The sequence below is a fragment of the Streptomyces sp. NPDC043176 genome (assembly GCF_056436715.1).
Genome location: NZ_JBWKCA010000014.1, coordinates 1 through 19,663, shown reverse-complemented (window position 1 = coordinate 19,663; position 19,663 = coordinate 1). Strand labels below are relative to the sequence as shown.

15 protein-coding genes are annotated in these 19,663 nt (G+C 72.9%); 11 read left to right on the top strand and 4 right to left on the bottom strand.

What is annotated here, in order from left to right:
- The first annotated feature begins 33 nt into the window (after window positions 1-33).
- The 6 genes from AC067A_RS22860 (at window position 34) to AC067A_RS22835 (ending at window position 6,906) form a co-directional block, all read left to right on the top strand.
- The gene (locus AC067A_RS22860; protein WP_479244336.1) at window positions 34-1,203 is read left to right on the top strand and encodes an ABC transporter ATP-binding protein; all 1,170 of its coding nucleotides are present in this window, start codon (window positions 34-36) and stop codon (window positions 1,201-1,203) included.
- Entirely contained in the window at window positions 1,200-2,129 is a 930-nt protein-coding gene (locus AC067A_RS22855) for an ABC transporter permease (RefSeq protein ID WP_479244335.1), read from the top strand. Before AC067A_RS22860 ends, AC067A_RS22855 begins: the two co-directional genes overlap by 4 nt.
- Window positions 2,129-2,923: an ABC transporter permease gene (locus AC067A_RS22850; RefSeq protein WP_479244334.1), complete on the top strand. Its 795-nt coding sequence runs from the start codon at window positions 2,129-2,131 to the stop codon at window positions 2,921-2,923. Before AC067A_RS22855 ends, AC067A_RS22850 begins: the two co-directional genes overlap by 1 nt.
- Before the next feature lie 36 nt (window positions 2,924-2,959).
- Window positions 2,960-4,378, top strand: coding sequence for an NAD(P)/FAD-dependent oxidoreductase (locus tag AC067A_RS22845; protein ID WP_479244333.1), 1,419 nt, complete (start codon window positions 2,960-2,962; stop codon window positions 4,376-4,378).
- Window positions 4,379-4,492: 114 nt separating this feature from the next.
- On the top strand, window positions 4,493-4,969 hold the full coding sequence (locus AC067A_RS22840) for a hypothetical protein (RefSeq protein ID WP_479244332.1): 477 nt from the start codon (window positions 4,493-4,495) through the stop codon (window positions 4,967-4,969).
- A gap of 134 nt (window positions 4,970-5,103) precedes the next feature.
- Window positions 5,104-6,906 (top strand): chitinase, encoded by a 1,803-nt coding sequence (locus AC067A_RS22835; protein ID WP_479244331.1) that lies wholly within the window; start codon window positions 5,104-5,106, stop codon window positions 6,904-6,906.
- On the opposite strand, the gene AC067A_RS22830 is transcribed toward AC067A_RS22835, so the two are convergent.
- Window positions 6,842-7,606 (bottom strand): phosphatase PAP2 family protein, encoded by a 765-nt coding sequence (locus tag AC067A_RS22830; protein WP_479244330.1) that lies wholly within the window; start codon window positions 7,604-7,606, stop codon window positions 6,842-6,844. The genes AC067A_RS22835 and AC067A_RS22830 overlap by 65 nt on opposite strands.
- A gap of 118 nt (window positions 7,607-7,724) precedes the next feature.
- Window positions 7,725-9,059 carry a 4-aminobutyrate--2-oxoglutarate transaminase gene (gene gabT / locus AC067A_RS22825; RefSeq protein WP_479244329.1) on the bottom strand — a complete coding sequence of 445 codons (1,335 nt, stop codon included), beginning with the start codon at window positions 9,057-9,059 and terminating at the stop codon, window positions 7,725-7,727.
- A 265-nt stretch (window positions 9,060-9,324) separates the two neighbouring features.
- Here gabT and AC067A_RS22820 point away from each other — a divergent pair, with 265 nt between their 5' ends.
- Together AC067A_RS22820 and AC067A_RS22815 are read left to right on the top strand one after the other, a co-directional pair.
- Window positions 9,325-11,910 carry an ATP/GTP-binding protein gene (locus AC067A_RS22820; protein WP_479244328.1) on the top strand — a complete coding sequence of 862 codons (2,586 nt, stop codon included), beginning with the start codon at window positions 9,325-9,327 and terminating at the stop codon, window positions 11,908-11,910.
- A gap of 328 nt (window positions 11,911-12,238) precedes the next feature.
- Window positions 12,239-13,795, top strand: coding sequence for a PucR family transcriptional regulator (locus AC067A_RS22815; RefSeq protein WP_479244327.1), 1,557 nt, complete (start codon window positions 12,239-12,241; stop codon window positions 13,793-13,795).
- A 203-nt stretch (window positions 13,796-13,998) separates the two neighbouring features.
- Here the strand turns inward: AC067A_RS22815 and AC067A_RS22810 are convergent, their stop codons facing one another.
- A complete protein-coding gene (locus AC067A_RS22810) occupies window positions 13,999-14,211 on the bottom strand; it encodes a hypothetical protein (protein ID WP_479244326.1) in 213 nt (70 codons plus the stop codon).
- 176 nt (window positions 14,212-14,387) lie between these two features.
- Here AC067A_RS22810 and AC067A_RS22805 point away from each other — a divergent pair, with 176 nt between their 5' ends.
- Window positions 14,388-15,359: an EamA family transporter gene (locus tag AC067A_RS22805; RefSeq protein WP_479244325.1), complete on the top strand. Its 972-nt coding sequence runs from the start codon at window positions 14,388-14,390 to the stop codon at window positions 15,357-15,359.
- Window positions 15,360-15,533: 174 nt separating this feature from the next.
- A complete protein-coding gene (locus tag AC067A_RS22800) occupies window positions 15,534-16,979 on the top strand; it encodes an aldehyde dehydrogenase family protein (protein ID WP_479244324.1) in 1,446 nt (481 codons plus the stop codon).
- 65 nt (window positions 16,980-17,044) lie between these two features.
- Here the strand turns inward: AC067A_RS22800 and AC067A_RS22795 are convergent, their stop codons facing one another.
- Entirely contained in the window at window positions 17,045-17,347 is a 303-nt protein-coding gene (locus tag AC067A_RS22795; RefSeq protein ID WP_479244323.1) for a putative quinol monooxygenase, read from the bottom strand.
- Between the two features lie 83 nt (window positions 17,348-17,430).
- On the opposite strand from AC067A_RS22795, the gene AC067A_RS22790 reads away from it, so the two are divergent.
- A complete protein-coding gene (locus AC067A_RS22790; protein WP_479244322.1) occupies window positions 17,431-19,353 on the top strand; it encodes an acyl-CoA dehydrogenase family protein in 1,923 nt (640 codons plus the stop codon).
- Window positions 19,354-19,663 lie beyond the last annotated feature (310 nt).

Below are 19,663 nucleotides of genomic sequence, written 5' to 3'. Positions count from 1 at the left end.
TCCACCTCTCTCACTCCCCTGGGACCGCAACCCATGACTGACAAGACTGCTCACACTGGAAAGAACACGGGCGGCGGCGACGTCCGTCTCACCGGGATCAGCAAGTCGTACGGCTCCTTCACCGCCGTCCACCCGCTCGACCTGACCGTCCCGCAGGGCTCCTTCTTCGCCCTGCTCGGCGCCTCGGGCTGCGGAAAGACCACCACGCTGCGCATGATCGCCGGCCTGGAGGACCCGAGCACCGGCACCGTCTTCCTCGGCGACAGGGACGTCACCGACCTGCCGCCGTACAAGCGGCCGGTCAACACCGTCTTCCAGTCCTACGCGCTCTTCCCGCACATGGACATCACCGAGAACATCGCCTTCGGCCTGCGCCGCCGCGGCATCAAATCGGTGAAGAAGCAGGTCGACGACATGCTGGAGCTCGTCCAGCTCGGCGACAAGGCCCACCACAAGCCGCACCAGCTCTCCGGCGGCCAGCAGCAGCGCGTCGCCGTGGCCCGCGCGCTCATCAACCACCCGCAGGTGCTGCTCCTCGACGAGCCGCTCGGCGCCCTCGACCTCAAGCTGCGCCGTCAGATGCAGCTGGAGCTCAAGCGGATCCAGACCGAGGTCGGCATCACCTTCGTGCACGTCACCCACGACCAGGAGGAGGCCATGACGATGGCCGACCAGGTCGCGGTGATGAACGGCGGCCGGGTCGAGCAGCTCGGCGCCCCCGCCGACCTGTACGAGAACCCGCAGACCACCTTCGTCGCCAACTTCCTGGGCACCTCGAACCTGATCGAGGCCGAGGTCCTGGAGACCGGCTCGGACGTGCTCGTCACGGCCGGCGGCGGCAAGCTCCGGATCCCCGGCGACCGCTGTACCTCCGCCGTCCGCCAGGGCGGCAAGGTCCTCGTCGGCGTCCGCCCCGAGAAGATCTCGCTCGCGCACGCCGACGACGCGGGCTCGATCGCCGACGGCCGCAACCGGGTCACCGGCCGGATCGCCGACTCCTCCTTCATCGGCGTCTCCACCCAGTACGTGGTGAACTCGCCGGCGGGCGCGGAGCTCCAGGTGTACGAGCAGAACATCGAGCGCGACACCCGCCTGGTCCCCGGCGCCGAGGTCGTCCTGCACTGGAACCCGGCGCACACCTTCGGGCTCGACGCGACGCAGGACATCGACGCGGGCGTGGAGACGGTGGAGGACGCCGGATGAGCGCCACCACGCTGACGAAGGACGCGCCTGAGACAGAGGAACCGGTTCTGCGCAAGCCGTCGACCCGCAAGCGGCTCGTCCCGTACCTCCTGCTGCTCCCCGGCATCATCTGGCTGCTCGTCTTCTTCGCGCTGCCGATGGTCTACCAGGCCTCCACCTCCGTCCAGGAGGGCAGCCTGGAAGCGGGCTTCAGGGTCACCTGGCACTTCCAGACCTATGTCGACGCCTTCGCCGAGTACTGGCCGCAGCTCCTGCGCTCGGTGCTGTACGCGGGCACCGCCACCCTGCTCTGCCTGCTGCTCGGCTACCCGCTCGCGTACCTCATCGCCTTCAAGGCGGGCCGCTGGCGCAACCTGCTCCTCGTCCTCGTCATCGCGCCCTTCTTCACCAGCTTCCTCATCAGGACGCTCGCGTGGAAGACGATCCTGGCCGACGACAGCGTCGTCGTGGACCTGCTGAACGCCCTGCACGTCCTCGACGTGACCAGCTGGCTCGGCTGGACCGAAGGCGAGCGGGTGCTCGCCACGCCCATGGCGGTGGTCTGCGGTCTCACGTACAACTACCTGCCGTTCATGATCCTGCCCCTCTACACCTCGCTGGAGCGGATCGACGGCCGGCTGCACGAGGCCGCGCGGGACCTGTACGCGTCCCCGTCCACCACCTTCCGCAAGGTGACCTTCCCGCTGTCGATGCCCGGCGTCGTCTCCGGCACCCTGCTCACCTTCATCCCGGCGAGCGGCGACTACGTCAACGCCGAACTGCTCGGCTCCACCGACACCAAGATGATCGGAAACGTCATCCAGTCGCAGTTCCTCCGCGTCCTCGACTACCCGACGGCGGCCGCGCTCTCCTTCATCCTCATGGCGATCGTCCTGGTGATCGTCAGCCTCTACATCCGCAAGGCGGGAACGGAGGACCTGGTCTGATGCGCTGGCTCCGAAAGAACCTCGTCGTCCTGGCGGGCCTGTTCACGCTCGCCTACATGATCGTGCCGAACGTCGTGGTCATGGTGTTCTCGTTCAACAAGCCGAACGGGCGCTTCAACTACTCCTGGCAGGAGTTCTCGCTCGACGCGTGGAAGGACCCCTGCGGCGTCGCCGACATGTGCGAGTCGCTCTCGCTCTCCCTCCAGCTCGCCGCCTGGGCGACGGTCGGCGCGGTCGTCCTCGGCACGATGATCGCCTTCGCGCTGGTCCGCTACCGCTTCCGGGCGCGCGGCGCGATCAACTCGCTGATCTTCCTGCCGATGGCGATGCCCGAGGTCGTCATGGCCGCCTCGCTGCTCACCCTCTTCCTCAACATGGGGATCGAGCTGGGCTTCTGGACGGTCCTCATCGCCCACATCATGTTCTGTCTGTCGTTCGTCGTGACGGCGGTCAAGGCCCGGGTCATGTCCATGGACCCGCGTCTGGAGGAGGCCGCGCGCGACCTCTACGCGGGGCCGGCGCAGACCTTCCTGCGCGTGACCCTGCCGATCGCCGCGCCGGGCATCGCCGCCGGCGCGCTGCTCGCCTTCGCGCTGTCGTTCGACGACTTCATCATCACCAACTTCAACGCGGGCTCCACCGTCACCTTCCCCATGTTCGTCTGGGGCTCGGCACAGCGCGGAACCCCCGTTCAGATCAACGTCATCGGCACCGCGATGTTCGTCCTCGCGGTACTGATGGTCGTGGCCGGGCAGATCATCGCGAACCGGCGCAGGAAAACAGCAACAGCCTGAGCGAAGGCCGCTCAGGCACCGAAGGAGTTGGAAACCATGGCCCCAGTCGCCATGCGTCTCGCTGCACAATCTCTCTCCGACGCCCAGCCCGTCCCCTTCTGGCTGGAAGACCCCGGCAAGCCCGGCGCCCTGCCCGCCCTCACCGGCACCGAGAAGTGCGATCTCCTCGTGGTCGGCGGCGGATACAGCGGACTGTGGACCGCGCTCCTCGCCAAGGAGCGCGACCCCGCCCGGGATGTCGTGCTGATCGAAGGCCGCGAGGTGGGCTGGGCCGCCTCGGGCCGCAACGGAGGCTTCTGCGCCGCCTCCCTGACCCACGGCTTCGGCAACGGGCTCGCCCGCTGGCCGGGCGAGCTGCCGAAGCTGGAGAAGCTCGGCGAGCGCAACCTCGACGCCATCGAGGAGACGGTCGCCCGCTACTCCCTGGACTGCGAGTTCGAGCGCACCGGCGAGATCGACGTGGCCACCGAGGCGTACCAGGTGGAGGAGCTCCACGAGTGGTACGAGGAGGCCGAACGGCTCGGTCTCGCCGACGGCCTGGAGTTCCTGGACCGGGACGCCGTACGGGCCGAGGTGGACTCGCCGACCTTCCTCGGCGGCATGTGGGACCGGCGCGGGGTCGCCATGCTCCACCCGGCCAAGCTGGCCTGGGGCCTGAAGCGCGCCTGCCTCGACCTGGGCGTACGGATCTTCGAGAACACGCCCGGTCTGCGGCTGGCCTCCGTCGGCGCCGGCGTCGGCGTCCACACCCCGTACGGCAAGGTGCTCGCCCGCCGCGTCGCGCTCGGCACGAACGTCTTCCCGTCCCTGGTCAAGCGTGTCCGGCCGTACACGGTCCCGGTCTACGACTACGCGCTGATGACCGAGCCGCTCAGCCCCGCGCAGCTCGCCTCCGTGGGCTGGAGGAACCGGCAGGGACTCGGCGACTCCGCCAACCAGTTCCACTACTTCCGGATCACCGCCGACCACCGCATCCTCTGGGGCGGCTACGACGCGATCTACCCCTTCGGCGGCAAGCTCAACGCCGAGATGGACCACCGCCCGGAGACGTACCTCAAGCTCGCCGAGCACTTCTTCCGCTGCTTCCCGCAGCTGGAGGGCCTGCGCTTCAGCCACGCCTGGGGCGGCGCCATCGACACCTGCTCGCGCTTCTCGGCCTTCTTCGGCACGGCGTACCAGGGGAAGGTGGCGTACGCGGCCGGCTTCACCGGCCTCGGCGTCGGTGCCACCCGCTTCGGCGGGGACGTGATGCTCGACCTGCTCGCGGGGGAGCGCACCGAGCGCACCGAACTGGGCATGGTCCGCTCCAAGCCGCTGCCGTTCCCGCCCGAGCCGGTCGCCTGGGCCGGCATCGGCATCACCAAGTGGGCGCTCGCCCGCGCCGACGAGAACGGCGGCCGGCGCAACCTGTGGCTGAAGACGATGGACCGGCTGGGCCTCGGCTTCGACAGCTGAACTGCCGTGTGACGCAGGTCACAACCGATGGGTGGCAGAACCCGCGTAAGAGAAGCCCCCTTACCCGCTCTCTCCGGGTGGACACCGCGTCCACACGGAGAGGAGGCAGTTGAGATGACTGGTACGGGGGCTTCTGGCGTCAGGAGCGCGGTGGAGTGGCTGACCTCGGTCGCACCCGATCCCAACGCCTGCCGGTGGGAGTGGGAGCGCAACCCGCACGGGGTCGCGCTGCTGCCCGCCGGCAGGCGCTGGGACGTGCTGATCCTGCCGGGCGAGCTGGGCTACCCCGCGTTCGACGTGCTGACCCGCCTCGTGGACCGGCCGGGCCCCGTCCTGGCCGACTTCGGCGACTCCCGCATCGGCTTCTTCGTCCCGCCGGGCACCGCCGCCCGCTGGATCGGCACCGGGGTGCGCAGCGCCGGGGCCGGCACCTGGATCGTGGTCCCGTACCCCGGCCGGTCGACCGGCGGGGTGCGCTGGCTGGTGGCCCCGGACGGGGCGGGCACCCTCAACGACGCCTCGCTCCTGGAGCTGGCGATGCACGAGGCGGCGGGGCAACTGGCCAGGGGGGAAGGGGAGTCGGCGGTGTGACCGGCCGGGAGTGAACAGCGGGCCTTCGGGGTCCGATCGCGGGCGAAGGGCGAACAGAGGTCTTGACCACTTGATTGGTCTGGACCATGCTGTGGCGCGCTCCCACCCCGATTCCCCCACCCCCGGAGGCAGTTGTGGACCGCACCAGACCTCTCACCTTGCTCCTCGCGGGCGCCCTCGCCGCCGGCGGACTCCTGGCGCTCACCCCCGCGGCCCAGGCCGCCGACACCGAACTCGCCCGCAACGGCGGCTTCGAGGCCGGCCTCGACGGCTGGACCTGCACGGCGGGCAGCGGAGCCGTCGTCTCCTCCCCCGTGCGCAGCGGCACGAAGGCGCTCCAGGCCACCCCGGCCGGCAGCGACAACGCCCGCTGCTCCCAGACCGTCACCGTCAAGCCCAACTCCTCGTACACGCTCAGTGGTTGGGTCCGCGGAAGCTACGTCTACCTCGGCGCCACCGGCACCGGCACCACCGACGTCTCCACCTGGACGGGATCCGCCCCCGACTGGCAGCGCCTCGCGACCACGTTCACCACCGGCGCCTCCACCACCTCGGTGACGATCTACACGCACGGCTGGTACGGCACCCCCGCCTACCAGGCCGACGACCTCTCCCTGTACGGCCCCGGCGGCGACCCGGTCCAGGTCCCGGCCGCCCCCACCGGCCTCGCGGCGGGCTCACCGACCTCCACCACCGTGCCGCTCACCTGGGCCGCGGTCCCCGGCGCCACCTCGTACCATGTCTACCAGGGCACCACCAAGGTTCAGACGGTCACCGGCACCTCGGCCACCGCGACCGGACTCACCGCCTCCACCCCGTACACCTTCCAGGTCACCGCCGTGAACAGCGCGGGCGAGTCCCCGAAGTCCGCCGCCGTGACCGCGACCACGACCTCCGGCGGCGGAGGCGGAGGCGGCGGCCTGCCCGCGCACGCCCTCGTCGGCTACCTCCACGCCAGCTTCGCCAACGGCTCCGGCTACACCCGGATGGCCGACGTCCCCGACTCCTGGGACGTCATCAACCTCGCCTTCGGCGAACCGACCTCGGTGACCTCCGGTGACATCCGCTTCGGCCTCTGCCCGGCCACCGAGTGCCCGAACGTCGAGTCGGCCGCCGAGTTCAAGGCCGCCGTCAAGGCCAAGCAGGCCGCCGGCAAGAAGGTCCTCATCTCCATCGGCGGCCAGAACGGCCAGGTCCAGCTCTCCACCACCGCCGCCCGCGACACCTTCGTCTCCTCCGTCTCGAAGATCATCGACGAGTACGGGCTCGACGGCCTCGACATCGACTTCGAGGGCCACTCGCTCTCGCTGCAGACCGGTGACACCGACTTCCGGAACCCGACCAGCCCGGTCATCGTCAACCTGATCCAGGCGGTCAAGACCCTGAAGGCCAAGTACGGCGCGAAGTTCGTCCTGACCATGGCCCCGGAGACCTTCTTCGTCCAGCTCGGCTACCAGTACTACGGCTCCGGCCCCTGGGGCGGCCAGGACCCGCGCGCCGGCGCCTACCTGCCGGTCATCCACGCCCTGCGCGACGACCTCACCCTGCTGCACGTCCAGGACTACAACTCGGGCTCCGTCATGGGGCTCGACAACCAGTACCACTCCATGGGCGGCGCCGACTTCCACATCGCCATGACCGACATGCTCCTCACCGGCTTCCCCGTCGCCGGCAACACCGACCGCTTCTTCCCCGCGCTCCGCGCCGACCAGGTCGCCATCGGCCTCCCCGCCTCCACCCAGGCGGGCAACGGCCACACCGCTCCCGCCGAGGTGAACAAGGCCCTCGACTGCCTCACCAGGAAGGCGAACTGCGGCACCTACCAGCCCCACGGCACCTGGCCCGCCCTCCGCGGCCTGATGACCTGGTCGATCAACTGGGACCGCTACAACCAGTGGGCCTTCTCGAAGAACTTCGACGCGTACGACTGGAGCTGACCCCCAGGATCAGCAGGCCGAGGCAGAGGCTGGCCAGCACGTCCAGCGGCCAGTGGAAGCCCCGCAGGACCAGACCGGTCCCCGTCACCGCCGTCAGCACGGCGGCGACGGGGACCAGACGGTCCGAGACGAGCAGGGCGGCGCCGAAGTAGGCGACCATCGCCGTGGCCGTGTGGCCCGACGGGTAGTAGCCGTGGGCCCAGGGCTCCAGCGGGCCGGGACGGGCCGTCCACTCCTTCAGCGGAATCACCAGGAGGGGGACGGCGGCCATGGCCAGCCCCGCGTACAGGGCGGCGGCGCGGCGGCCGCACCACACCGCGTACGCCATGGCGCAGCCGAGGACCGGCAGGGCGACCGTCATGTTCCCGAGGTCGGAGGCGAGTTCGCTCAGGGCGCGGGGGACCGTGTCCACCAGGGACCGGGACACCCGCTCGTCGAGCCTGGCCAAGGGGCCGTGGACGAGCACCTGCCAGGTCACGACGGCGAGGGCGACGAGCGCCGAGAAGAGAGCCGGCCGCCCTGGAACAGGGGGGGTGGTTCCAGGGCGGCCGAGGGGATCGGGCTGCCGCGCGCCCCGGGGGGTATGGGGCGTGCGGCCATCCGATCGGTGAGGAGTCCCGGAGCACGAGGCGCCGGCGGTGTGCGCGATGGCACGGTGTGGACGGGGCTGGGGAGGCTCCGCCCGGGGTGTTTCTCTCATCTGCAGAAACCGTACGCCAGAGAAGAGGGGGCCGACAGCGGGAAATACATCCCGCCATCGGCCCCCCACAGAGTCTTCACACCGTGTGTGAGTCCCGGTCCCGGAGGACCCGGAAGGCTCAGATCTGGGCGAACGCGTTCTCGATGACGTCCAGGCCCTCGTTCAGCAGGTCCTCGCCGATGACCAGCGGCGGCAGGAAGCGCAGCACGTTGCCGTAGGTGCCACAGGTCAGGACCAGCAGGCCCTCGGCGTGGCAGGCCTTCGCGAGCGCGCCCGCGGCCTCCGGGTTCGGCTCCTTGGTCGCGCGGTCCTTGACCAGCTCGATGGCGACCATGGCGCCGCGGCCGCGGATGTCGCCGATGGCGTCGAACTTCTCGGCCATCGCCGTCAGGCGGGCCTTCATGACCTCCTCGATGCGCTGCGCCCTGCCGTTGAGGTCGAGCTCCTTCATCGTCTCGATGGAGCCCAGCGCGGCGGCGCAGGCCACCGGGTTGCCGCCGTAGGTGCCGCCCAGGCCACCGCCGTGGACGGAGTCCATGATCTCGGCGCGGCCGGTGACGGCGGCGAGCGGCAGACCGCCCGCGATGCCCTTGGCGGTGGTGATGAGGTCCGGGACGATGCCCTCGTCCTCACAGGCGAACCACTGGCCGGTGCGGCAGAAGCCGGACTGGATCTCGTCCGCGACGAAGACGATGCCGTTGTCGTTGGCGAACTTCACGAGCGCAGGCAGGAAGCCCTTGGCCGGCTCGATGAAGCCGCCCTCGCCGAGGACCGGCTCGATGACGATCGCGGCGACGTTCTCGGCGCCGATCTGCTTGGTGATGTTGTCGATGGCCTGGGCGGCGGCCTCGGGGCCGCAGTTCTCCGGGCCGGTGGGCCAGCGGTAGCCGTAGGCCACCGGCACGCGGTAGACCTCGGGCGCGAACGGGCCGAAGCCCTGCTTGTACGGCATGTTCTTCGCCGTCATGCCCATGGTGAGGTTGGTGCGGCCGTGGTAGCCGTGGTCGAAGACGACGACGGCCTGGCGCTTGGTGTACGAACGGGCGATCTTGACCGCGTTCTCGACGGCCTCGGCGCCCGAGTTGAACAGCGCGGACTTCTTGGCGTGGTCGCCCGGGGTCAGCTCGGCCAGCGCCTCGCAGACCTCCACGTAACCCTCGTACGGCGTCACCATGAAACAGGTGTGGGTGAAGTCCTGGAGCTGCGCGGAGGCGCGGCGCACGACGGCCTCGGCGGACGCGCCGACCGAGGTCACGGCGATGCCCGAGCCGAAGTCGATCAGACGGTTGCCGTCGACGTCCTCGAGGATGCCCCCGCCGGCCCGCGCGGTGAAGACCGGCAGCGTGGAGCCGACGCCACCGGCGACCGTGTCGAGGCGGCGGGCCTGAAGCTCCTGCGACTTCGGGCCGGGGATGGCGGTGACGACGCGCCGCTCCTGCGGGACAGCGTTCATGCGGGGCTCCTGGGGGTGTTCTGGACGCTCTTGCGGGTTTCCTCCGCAGGCTAGGCCGGGGAGAGGGGGTCAGGCATGCGCCGATCGGGAGTGGTGGGGGTGTGTCGTTGTCCTTCATGGACATGGGCCCTCCGCCACCGCCTCACGCCGGCGTCGGCCGGTCATCGACCGTACGGGTGGTCGAAACCCCTCCGGGGCGGCCCCCGCCCACTAGATTGACGGTGGCACAGAGGCGGCGACCTGGCTGGTCAGGGGGCAGGGGTTCATGGAGACCGACGGCACGTACGAGTCACGCGACACCAGGGGCGGCGCGGTCCCCCGCCCGGCGGGTCCGCCGACCGACGGCCCGTCCCCCGCCCACCCACCGAACCGGCACACCACCCCGGCCCCGCCCGCCGACCCCCCGAGGACGACCGCGCACCCGGCCCCGCCGCGCGTCCCGCCCCGGCCGGCGGCGGCCCCGGCCGCGCAGGGCGGGGGCGTGTCCGGCACCCCGGGCACGCCGGTGCCCGGCAGCCCGGGCGGCGCCGTCCCGCCGGGTGCTCCCGGTGCCCCGGGAGCACCGGTCCCGCCCGCGCCCGTCGTCGCGTGGCTCGACGCGCCGCGGCCCGAGACGGCGCCGGGGATCTGGCGGTTCCGCCACATGGCTCCGCGGGCCACCGCGGAGGCGCGGCGGCTCGCGCCCGTCACCGTGGTGGGTCTGCTGATCCCGCTGGTGGTGGGGTTGCTGCTGTGGTCGGCGTGGCGCCGCGGGGTGGTCCCGTACCAGTGGATCCCGCTCGCCACCTTCACCCCCGGCGACTGGTGGTACGCGGGCGGCACCTCACCCCGTGACTGGCACGGCGCGGAGGCGCACGTCGTCTACGACGGGGTGTTCTTCGCCGGACTCCTCTACGCCATCGCCCGCCTCGGCGCCTGGGCCGAACTCGCCCGCCATCTGCTCGCCGACCGGCGCCCGCCGGCGCGCGCCGCGCTGGCGGCCGGCGCGGCACTCATCGCCCTGACGTTCGTCTGGCCGGACGCCTTCCCCGGCGTCGGCTGGGAGCCACTGCCGGTCGTCGGCCCCCTGCTCTCCCTCGTGGTGCTGCTCGGCGGCGGATACGACGTCCTCGCCTCACCCTTCCTCGTCTACACCGTGTACGCGGTGATCACCGCCGCCGTGCTGTGGCCGTTCGCCCGGCTCGGCGAGTGGCGGGCCCTGGCCCGCCACCGGCTCCGGGCCCGCGCGAACCGCTCCGCCGCCGGCCCCGCGGCGCAACCCGACGCGGACGTGCCCGTGCCGGCCTCCCAGTGGCCCGAGCTGCGGGCCGCGGGGGAGCGGGCGGCCGCGGACCTGCTCGCCGCCGAGGTGCACGCCGGGCACATGAACGACGTCGACTGCGCGCGCGTGCACCGGCACCTGAGCGAGCACGGGCGCGGCACCGCCGCAGGCCGCGCCTCCGCCGCCGACACCGTGCTGCGCCACGGCGCGGCGGCCTGGGCGCACCCGTCGGGCGACCGCGACCTGCCGGCCCGCGTCGCCACCCACGACCTGCTCGTGGGGCAGGTCCGCATCGGCCGCTGCGTGGCCGAGGAGCGGAACCCGGCCGCGTACCGGGGAGCGGGCCTCGCCCTCGACCCGTCCGTGCTCGGCACCTCGCTGCTCGTCGTGGGGCCCTCCGGAGCGGGGAAGACCGCCCGCGTGACCCGCCCGGTCGCCGAGTCGCTCACCCTCCAGGCCCTCACCGGCGGGTGCGCCGTCGTCGCCGTCGGCACGGCGGACGCGCAGCTCGGACCGGACGAGGCCTACGACGTCGTGGTCCGGCCGGGCGACCCGGCCTCGCCGTACGACCTCGACCTGTACGCCGGACTCACCGACCCGGACGAGGCCGCGGCCCTGCTCGCGGAGGGCCTGGTCGGCGACGTCGAGCACCTCGACGCCCGTCGCGCCGCCACCGTCCTCGCCCAGCTCATCGGCCCCTACCGGGCCGTGCACGCCCGCTTCCCCTCCGTACCCATGCTCCGCGAACTGCTCGAAGCGGGCCCCGGGACGCTGACCGCCCTGCTCGACCGGCTGCCGGCCGACGGCCCCGCGACGATGCGCCGCGAGCTGGAGGCGCGCATCCGGCAGGCCGGCACGGCGGCCGACGCCGGGCCGCTCCTCGCGGACCGCCTCGCACTGCTCGACCGGCCGGTGTTCGCCGAGTTCTTCGGCGCCGACACCGGAGGCGTACGCCCCTTCTCCCTGAAGTCCGTCGTCCACCACCCGCTGCGGGTCCGCGTCCGGCTGCCCGAGCGCGGCCACGAGGAGGCCTCGAAGCTCCTCGTCAGGCTGCTCCTCGCCCAGTTCCTGGCGGCCGCCAGGAACACCGGCAGCCGTGCCCACTTCGTCTGCCTCGTGCTCGACGACGCCACCGGAGCGATCACCACCGGCACCGTCCGCTCCCTCCAGCGGCTGCGCCCGCGGAACGCCGGCGTCGTCCTGGGCCTGCGCACCCTCGGCGAGGTGCCCGAGGCCCTGCACGGCCCGCTGTTCGGGGCCGTCGGCTGCCGGGTGGCGCTCTCCGGCATCACCACCTGGGACGGCCGCGGCTTCGCCGAGACCTGGGGCAAGGAATGGGTGGAGACCACCGAGGTGGCCCACCACACGGTCTTCGCCGACCAGCCGATGACCCGGTTCATCCACGCCCTGCGCAAGAGGATCACGGGCAAGGCCGTGACCACCGACGCCGTCACGACCCGGAAGGTCGAACGCGAGCGCTGGTCCGCCTCCGAGCTCGCCCACTCCGTCCCGCCCGACCACGCCGTCGTCTCCCTGACCACCGTCCGGGGCGCCCATACGCCCCCCGTCCTGGTCGACCTGCGCGGCTGACAGGGGATCGAGCGGCTCCGCCCTTCCCGGGGCGGCCGGCCGAACGGGTCCGCCGCCCCGGGCGGGTGGGCCGCCCCGGGCGGGTCCGCTGCCCCGAGCGGGCCCACCGCCCGGGCGGTCCCGTCGCCGCAGGTGGGCGAGCGGTGAGCCCACCCGTGGGCGAGCGGCGCCCCCGCGTGTCCGAGCGGCCCCCCGCATGCCGAGGGGCCCCGCGTGGCCGAGAGCCGTCGCTCCGCGTGGCTGAGCGGGCACCCACGGGCCCTGGCACAATCGGGGGCGCCGCTCGGCTGAGCGGTGCCCCCTCGCTCAAAGGTCCGACGGTCTCCCGATGCCGCCCACCCTCGCCTCGCTCGTGCAGCACTCCGCCCTCAAGCTCATCGTCCGCGCCGGTGAGGACCGTCTCGACACCCCCGTCCGATGGGCCCACGTGAGCGAGCTCGCCGACCCCGTGCCCTACATGGAGGGGGGCGAGCTGCTGCTCACCACCGCGCTGACGCTCGACGCGGAGGACCTGGAGGCGATGCGCCGCTATGTGCGGCGGCTGCTGGGGGCGGGGGTGGTCGGGCTCGGGTTCGCCGTCGGCGTCAACTACGAGGAGATCCCGCCGGCCCTGCTCGACGCGGCCCGCGAGGAGCACCTGCCGCTCCTCGAAGTACCCCGCAGGACCCCGTTCCTCGCCATCAGCAAGGCCGTGTCGGCGGCCATCTCCGCCGACCAGTACCGGGCCGTGACCGCCGGCTTCGAGGCCCAGCGCGAGCTGACCAGGGCGGCGCTCGCCGAAGGTCCCGAGGCCGTCGTCGCCCGGCTCGCCGCGCACGTGGACGGCTGGGCGGCGCTGTACGACACCGCCGGCACGGTGGTGGCCGTCTCACCCGAGTGGGCGGCGCGCCGGGCCGCGCGGCTCACCCCCGACGTGGAACGGCTCCGCGACCGGCCCGCGCCCGCGAGCGCCGTAGTCGGCGGTACCGACGACCGCGTCGAACTCCAGTCGCTCGGCACCGGACGCCGGGTGCGCGGCGCCCTCGCGGTCGGCACGGGCGCGCCCCTCGGCACCGCCGAGCGGTACGCGGTGCACTCGGCGATCGCGCTGCTCACCCTGACGACGGAACGTTCCCGCTCGCTCCAGGCCGCGGAGCAGCGGCTCGGGACGGCGGTCCTGCGGATGATGCTCGACGGTCAGCCGGAGCACGCGCGCGCGGTGGCGGGGGACGTCTACGGCGGACTGTTCGACGCCCCGTTCCGGGTGCTCGTCGCGGAGCCCGCCGGGGGAGAGGCGGTGGCCGCCGAGCCGCCGCTGCCGGTGCTCGCCGAGGCCCTGGAGGCGGCCGCCGCCCGGGCGGGCGAGGCGATCCTCGCCGTCTCGGAGGGCGAGCGGCGGCTCGTCGTCCTCGCCGGGGACGGCGGCGCGGTCGTCGCGGCCTGCGAGGGGTACGCGGAGCGCGAGGCGGACGAGGCGGGCGTCGTCGTGGGACTCTCCGCGCCGGCCGGCCCGGTCGCCGCCGCGACGGCCTACAAGCAGGCCGAGCAGGCATTGTCGGTGGCCCGGCGACGGGGCAGGGCGCTCGTCGAGCACGAGGACCTGGCGGCCGGTTCGGTGCTGCCCCTCCTCGCCGACGACGCCGTACGCGCCTTCGCCGACGGCATGCTGCGGGCTCTGCGGGACCACGACGCGACCGGCCGCGGCGACCTGGTCGCCTCGCTGCGCGCCTGGCTCTCCCGGCACGGCCAGTGGGACGCGGCGGCGGCCGACCTGGGCGTCCACCGGCACACCCTGCGCTACCGGATGCGCCGGGTCGAGGAGATCCTCGGCCGCTCCCTGGACGACCCGGACGTCCGGATGGAGCTGTGGCTGGCGCTGAAGGCGACGGGCGAGGGCACGGAGTAGCGGCCGCACCAGGCGCGCGCATCCCGTCCGGCCACGGCCGCACCACGCACACACGCGCATCCCGTCCGGCCACGGGCGCACCACGCACACACGCGCATCCCGTCCGGCCACGGGCGCACCACGCACGCGCATCCCGTACCGTCACGGGCGCGCACGCGCACCTCGTCCGGCCACGGCCGGACGGGATGCGGGTGCCTGCCGCGTCAGCCGTCGCTGCCCCCGCCCGTGAAGCCGGTGTCGTCGCCCCGGCCCGCACCGGGCCGCCGTCGTCGGCCGCTGCGGGCCACCTCGCCGCCGAGGAGGGTCAGGGCGGCCACGACGCGGACCCAGCGGGGGCCGCCCCGGGAGGCCCACACCACGCAGACGCAGCCGGCGGCGGCGAGCGCCACGACGCCGATCAGTACAAAAAGGATCATGTTCTTCCCCCTTGGCCCGTCCGTGGACGAGCCCCTTCGGTCCTGCGGTCCCGATCATCCTGTCACCCGAGGGAATGACCGTCACGTGCCGCCGGGGCGCCCCAATCGCGGTCTCCCTGCCCGGATCCGGGCAGTTTTCCTGGCCTGTGGGGCCGTGACTCCCTAGTCTCCTGGGCATGACAAGTCCTGCCGTAGATCCGGCACCCGAGGCGCACAAGGCCGCCCCCGCACCCCGAACCGCCACGACCGCCGTCCCCGCCCGCCGGATCACCGGTGCCGTGTGGGCCGCGCTCGGCGTCGTGTACGTCGTGTGGGGATCGACCTACCTCGGCATCCGGATCGCCGTCGAGACGATGCCGCCCTTCCTGTCCTCCGGCGCCCGCTTCGTCACCGCCGGCCTGCTGCTCGCCGGCATCATCGCCTGGCGGCAGGGCCCCGCCGCCCTCAAGGTCACCCGCCGGCAGCTCGGCTCGGCGGTCCTGATCGGTCTGCTCCTCATCCCCGGCGGCAACGGCCTCGTGGTCCTCGCCGAGACCTCCATCCCCTCCGGTCTCGCCGCGCTCCTCATCGCCGTCGTCCCCGCCTGGGTCGTCCTCCTGCGCGCCGCCACGGGCGAGCGCCCCGGCCTCGGCGCCGTCGGCGGCGTCCTGCTCGGACTGGCCGGCCTCGCCGTCCTCACGCTGCCCGGCCTCAGCGGCGAGGTGAAGATCGGCGGCGTGCTCCTGGTGATCACGGCGACCCTGCTGTGGTCGGTCGGCTCCTTCTCCTCCTCCCGGCTCCCCATGCCCGCGAACCCGTTCACGGCCAGCGCGTACGAGATGGTCGCCGGCGGCCTCGCCGGGCTCCTCATCGGCGTCGTCCGGGGCGAGCAGCACGGCCTCGACCTGACCGCGATATCGGGCCGCTCGTGGGCGGCCCTCGCGTATCTGATCCTCTTCGGCTCGCTCCTCGCGTTCACGTCGTACGCCTGGCTCCTCCAGGCCGCGCCGCTCTCCCTGGTCGCCACCTACGCGTACGTGAACCCGGTCGTCGCCGTACTCCTCGGCTCCCTCGTCCTGAACGAGGCCCTGACCTGGCCGCTCCTGCTCGGCGGCGCGATCGTCGTCGGCGGCGTCTGCCTGATCGTCTCGACCGAACGACGCGGCTGACCCACGGCCGAGGGGGCGGTCACGGACGGGCGCCGCCCGGCCCCTTCGGCCAATTCGGACAGGGGTCGGACCCCACCACTCCACACCGGACAAACCCACGCCCGCCGCCCCGGCTCTAACGTGGCACGAGAGCAAACGCTCGCACCATCCGAAACGGAAAGGGCCGGGGACGCAATGACGACCACCCACGCCTTCTGGCTCGCCGGCCGCGAGGCCACCGGCGACACCACCTTCGACGTCACGAACTCGTACGACGGACGTCTGGTCGGCAAGGTCAGCGTGCCCACCGAGGCCCAGGTCGAAGAGGCCGTCGCCGCCGCGCACGCCGTCGTCGACGAGTTCGCCGCGACCCCGGCGCACGTCCGCGCCGCCGCCCTCGACCACGTGTCGAAGCGTCTCGCCGAGCGCACCGAGGAGATCGCCCTGCTGATCTCCGCCGAGAACGGCAAGCCCATCAAGTGGGCCCGCGGTGAGGTCGGCCGTGCCGTCTCCGTCTTCCGTTTCGCCGCCGAGGAGGCCCGCCGCTGGAACGCCGGCGAGGCCCAGCGCCTGGACACCGAGGCCGGTGGCGCGGGCCGCCTCGCCCTCACCCGCCGCATCCCCCAGGGCGTCGTCCTCGGCATCGCGCCGTTCAACTTCCCGCTGAACCTCAGCGCCCACAAGGTCGCCCCGGCCATCGCCGTCGGCGCCCCGATCATCCTCAAGCCGGCCCCCTCCACGCCGATCTCCTCCCTCGTCCTGGGCGAGATCCTGGCCGAGACCGACCTGCCGGCCGGCTCCTGGTCGATCCTGACCGTCCCGAACGACCGCATGCCGGCCCTCGTCCAGGACGAGCGCCTCCCGGTCATCTCCTTCACCGGCTCCGACAAGGTCGGCTACGCCATCCAGCAGTCCGTGCCGCACAAGCACTGCACCTTGGAGCTCGGCGGCAACGCCGCGGCCGTCGTCCTGCCCGACTGGTCCTCCGAGGCCGACCTCGACTGGGCCGCGAGCCGGATCGCCACCTTCTCCAACTACCAGGGCGGCCAGTCCTGCATCTCCGTGCAGCGCGTGATCGCCGACGCCTCGGTCTACGACCGCCTGGTGCCGAAGATCGTCGCCGCCGTCGAGGCCCAGGTCACCGGTGACCCGTCCGACGCCGCCACCGACGTCGGCCCGCTGGTCGACGAGGCCGCCGCCCAGCGCGTCGAGTCCTGGGTCGACGAGGCCGTCGCGGCCGGCGCCAAGCTCCTCGCCGGCGGCAAGCGCGAGGGCGCGACCTACGCCCCGACCGTCCTCACCGACCTCCCCGCCGACGTCACCCTGGCCCGCGCCGAGGTCTTCGGCCCGGTCCTGACCATCACCAAGGTCGACGGCGAGGCCGAGGCGTTCGCCGCGGTCAACGACTCCGACTTCGGTCTCCAGGCCGGCGTCTTCACCCACGACCTCCAGACGGCGTTCCGCGCCCACCGCGCCCTCGAGGTCGGCGGCGTGATCGTCGGCGACGTCCCCTCGTACCGCGCCGACCAGATGCCGTACGGCGGCGCCAAGCGCTCCGGCGTCGGCCGCGAGGGCGTCAAGTACGCGATGGACGACTACACCTACGAGCGCGTGCTCGTCCTGACGGGCCTCGCCCTCTAAGGCGTAGCCGCCTCACCGGACCAGGCGGTCCGAGCCCACTGTGCGGGGGCTCGGACCGCCTTTCGTCATGCCACGGGGGCGTCGACGAGCCGGACGACCTCGGCCGGCCCCGCACGGAAGGCCTTGTTCGCCGCGTCGGCGGCCCTCATGTGCGGAGCGGCCTCGTGCGCGGCGAGCGCCCCGGCCGACGCCCAGCGCTCGATCAGCACGAACCGGTCGGGGTCGTCCGCCACCCGGTGCAGGTCGTACCGCAGGCACCCCTCCTCGGCGCGCACGAGCGGTGCGAGCGCCTCGAAGGCGGCCACCTGCTCCGCGCCCCGGCCGGGCAGGGCGGTGATGCGGACGATGAGCTTGATCGGCTGCGACATGCCGCAGACCCCAGACCGCGCCCGCCGCCTTTCCGAACCGGTGGTTATCGGGTACGACGGACAGGAAGCCCCAGGAGGCGTCCATGACCGCACCCACCCAGCGCCCCAAGGTCACCGCACGCGAGGCCCGGCAGACGGCCGAGGCGGCGCGCGAGCGGGACTGGCACAAACCGAGCTTCGCGAAGGAGCTCTTCCTCGGCCGGTTCCGCCTCGACCTCATCCACCCCCACCCGGTCCCCGCCGACGAGGACGTCCGGCGCGGGGAGGCCTTCCTCGCGGTCCTCCGGGACTTCTGCGAGACCCGGATCGACGGCGCCCGCATCGAGCGCGAGGCCCGCATCCCCGACGAGACGATCACCGGACTCAAGGAACTCGGCGCGCTCGGGATGAAGATCGACCCGGCGTACGGCGGCCTCGGCCTCACCCAGCTGTACTACAACCGCGCCCTCGCGCTCGTCGGCTCCGCCAGCCCCGCCGTCGGCGCGCTGCTCTCCGCGCACCAGTCGATCGGCGTACCGCAGCCCCTCAAGCTCTTCGGCACCCAGGAGCAGAAGGACGCCTTCCTGCCCCGGCTCGCCCGCACCGACCTCTCCGCGTTCCTGCTCACCGAGCCCGACGTCGGCTCCGACCCGGCCCGGCTCGCCACCACCGCCGTACCCGACGGGGAGGACTACGTCCTCGACGGCGTCAAGCTCTGGACCACCAACGGGGTCGTCGCCGACCTCCTCGTCGTCATGGCCCGCGTCCCGGCGTCAGAAGGCCACCCCGGCGGCATCACCGCGTTCGTCGTCGAGGCGGACGCCCCCGGCATCACCGTCGAGCACCGCAACGCCTTCATGGGGCTGCGCGGCCTGGAGAACGGCGTCACGCGCTTCCACCGCGTCAGGGTCCCCGCGGCCCACCGCATCGGCCCCGAGGGCGCCGGCCTCAAGATCGCCCTCACCACCCTCAACACCGGCCGGCTCTCCCTCCCCGCCACCTGCGCGGGCGCCGCCAAATGGTGCCTGAAGATCGCCCGCGAATGGTCCGCCGTCCGCGAGCAGTGGGGCAGGCCCGTCGCCCGCCACGAGGCCGTCGGCACCAAGGTCTCCTTCATCGCGGCCACCGCCTTCGCCCTGGAGGCCGTCGTCGACCTCGCCTCCCAGCTGGCCGACGAGGACCGCAACGACATCCGGATCGAGGCCGCCCTCGCCAAGCTGTACGGCTCCGAGAAGGCCTGGCAGATCGCCGACGAACTGGTCCAGATCCGCGGCGGCCGCGGCTACGAGACCGCCGACTCCCTCGCCGCCCGCGGCGAGCGGGCCGTACCCGCCGAGCAGGTCCTCCGCGACCTCCGCATCAACCGCATCTTCGAGGGCTCGACCGAGATCATGCACCTGCTGATCGCCCGCGAGGCCGTCGACGCCCACCTCTCCGTCGCCGGCGACCTCATCGACCCCGACACCTCCCTCGCCGACAAGGCCCGCGCCGGCGCCCGCGCGGGCGGCTTCTACGCCCGCTGGCTGCCCGGACTCGTCACCGGCCCCGGTCAACTCCCCCGTGCGTACGCGGAGTTCGGCGACCTCGCTCCCCACCTCCGGTACGTCGAACGCACCTCCCGCAAACTCGCCCGCTCCACCTTCTACGCCATGTCCCGCTGGCAGGGCCGCATGGAGCTCAAACAGGCCTTCCTCGGCCGCGTCGTCGACATCGGCGCCGAGCTCTTCGCCATGAGCGCGGCCTGCGTACGCGCCGAGCTCCTGCGCACCACCACCGACCACGGCCCCGACGCCCACCGCCTCGCCGACGCCTTCTGCCGCCAGGCCCGCCTCCGCGTCGACGACCTCTTCACCCACCTCTGGTCCAACACCGACGACCTCGACCGCCACGTCGTCGACGCCGTCCTCGCCGGCCGCTACACCTGGCTGGAGCAGGGCATCGTCGACCCCGGCGACCACGGCCCCTGGATCGCCGACGCCACCCCCGGCCCCTCCACCAAGGAGAACACCCACCGCCGCATCCCCTGACCCCCCACCCCGCTCCACCCCCTCCCGGACGGCCCCCCTGAGGCGGCCCCCACCCCCGCGCCCCGCGCATTGTGGGCCCTCGTTCCACTGGGGCGGCGCCCACCCCGTGCCCCCCGTTGCGGGCCCTCGTTCCGCTGGGGCGGTGCCCACCCCCGTGCCTCCGCCCACCCCGTTGTGGGCAATCGTTCCGCTGGGGCGGCGCCCACCCCGTGCCCCCCGTTGTGGGCAATCGTTCCGCTGGGGCGGAACGGGTGGGCACAACGGACGGCGCCCCCTGCCGGGCCCAGGCTTCCGCGCCTGCACCCGCACC

Bases quoted from the DNA above. Each gene is read 5' to 3' on its own strand.
- AC067A_RS22860 (WP_479244336.1), top strand. From the start codon at position 34: ATGACTGACAAGACTGCTCACACTGGAAAGAACACGGGCGGCGGCGAC.
- AC067A_RS22855 (WP_479244335.1), top strand. From the start codon at position 1,200: ATGAGCGCCACCACGCTGACGAAGGACGCGCCTGAGACAGAGGAACCG.
- AC067A_RS22850 (WP_479244334.1), top strand. From the start codon at position 2,129: ATGCGCTGGCTCCGAAAGAACCTCGTCGTCCTGGCGGGCCTGTTCACG.
- AC067A_RS22845 (WP_479244333.1), top strand. From the start codon at position 2,960: ATGGCCCCAGTCGCCATGCGTCTCGCTGCACAATCTCTCTCCGACGCC.
- AC067A_RS22840 (WP_479244332.1), top strand. From the start codon at position 4,493: ATGACTGGTACGGGGGCTTCTGGCGTCAGGAGCGCGGTGGAGTGGCTG.
- AC067A_RS22830 (WP_479244330.1), bottom strand. From the start codon at position 7,606: ATGAGAGAAACACCCCGGGCGGAGCCTCCCCAGCCCCGTCCACACCGT.
- gabT (WP_479244329.1), bottom strand. From the start codon at position 9,059: ATGAACGCTGTCCCGCAGGAGCGGCGCGTCGTCACCGCCATCCCCGGC.
- AC067A_RS22820 (WP_479244328.1), top strand. From the start codon at position 9,325: ATGGAGACCGACGGCACGTACGAGTCACGCGACACCAGGGGCGGCGCG.
- AC067A_RS22815 (WP_479244327.1), top strand. From the start codon at position 12,239: ATGCCGCCCACCCTCGCCTCGCTCGTGCAGCACTCCGCCCTCAAGCTC.
- AC067A_RS22810 (WP_479244326.1), bottom strand. From the start codon at position 14,211: ATGATCCTTTTTGTACTGATCGGCGTCGTGGCGCTCGCCGCCGCCGGC.
- AC067A_RS22805 (WP_479244325.1), top strand. From the start codon at position 14,388: ATGACAAGTCCTGCCGTAGATCCGGCACCCGAGGCGCACAAGGCCGCC.
- AC067A_RS22800 (WP_479244324.1), top strand. From the start codon at position 15,534: ATGACGACCACCCACGCCTTCTGGCTCGCCGGCCGCGAGGCCACCGGC.
- AC067A_RS22795 (WP_479244323.1), bottom strand. From the start codon at position 17,347: ATGTCGCAGCCGATCAAGCTCATCGTCCGCATCACCGCCCTGCCCGGC.
- AC067A_RS22790 (WP_479244322.1), top strand. From the start codon at position 17,431: ATGACCGCACCCACCCAGCGCCCCAAGGTCACCGCACGCGAGGCCCGG.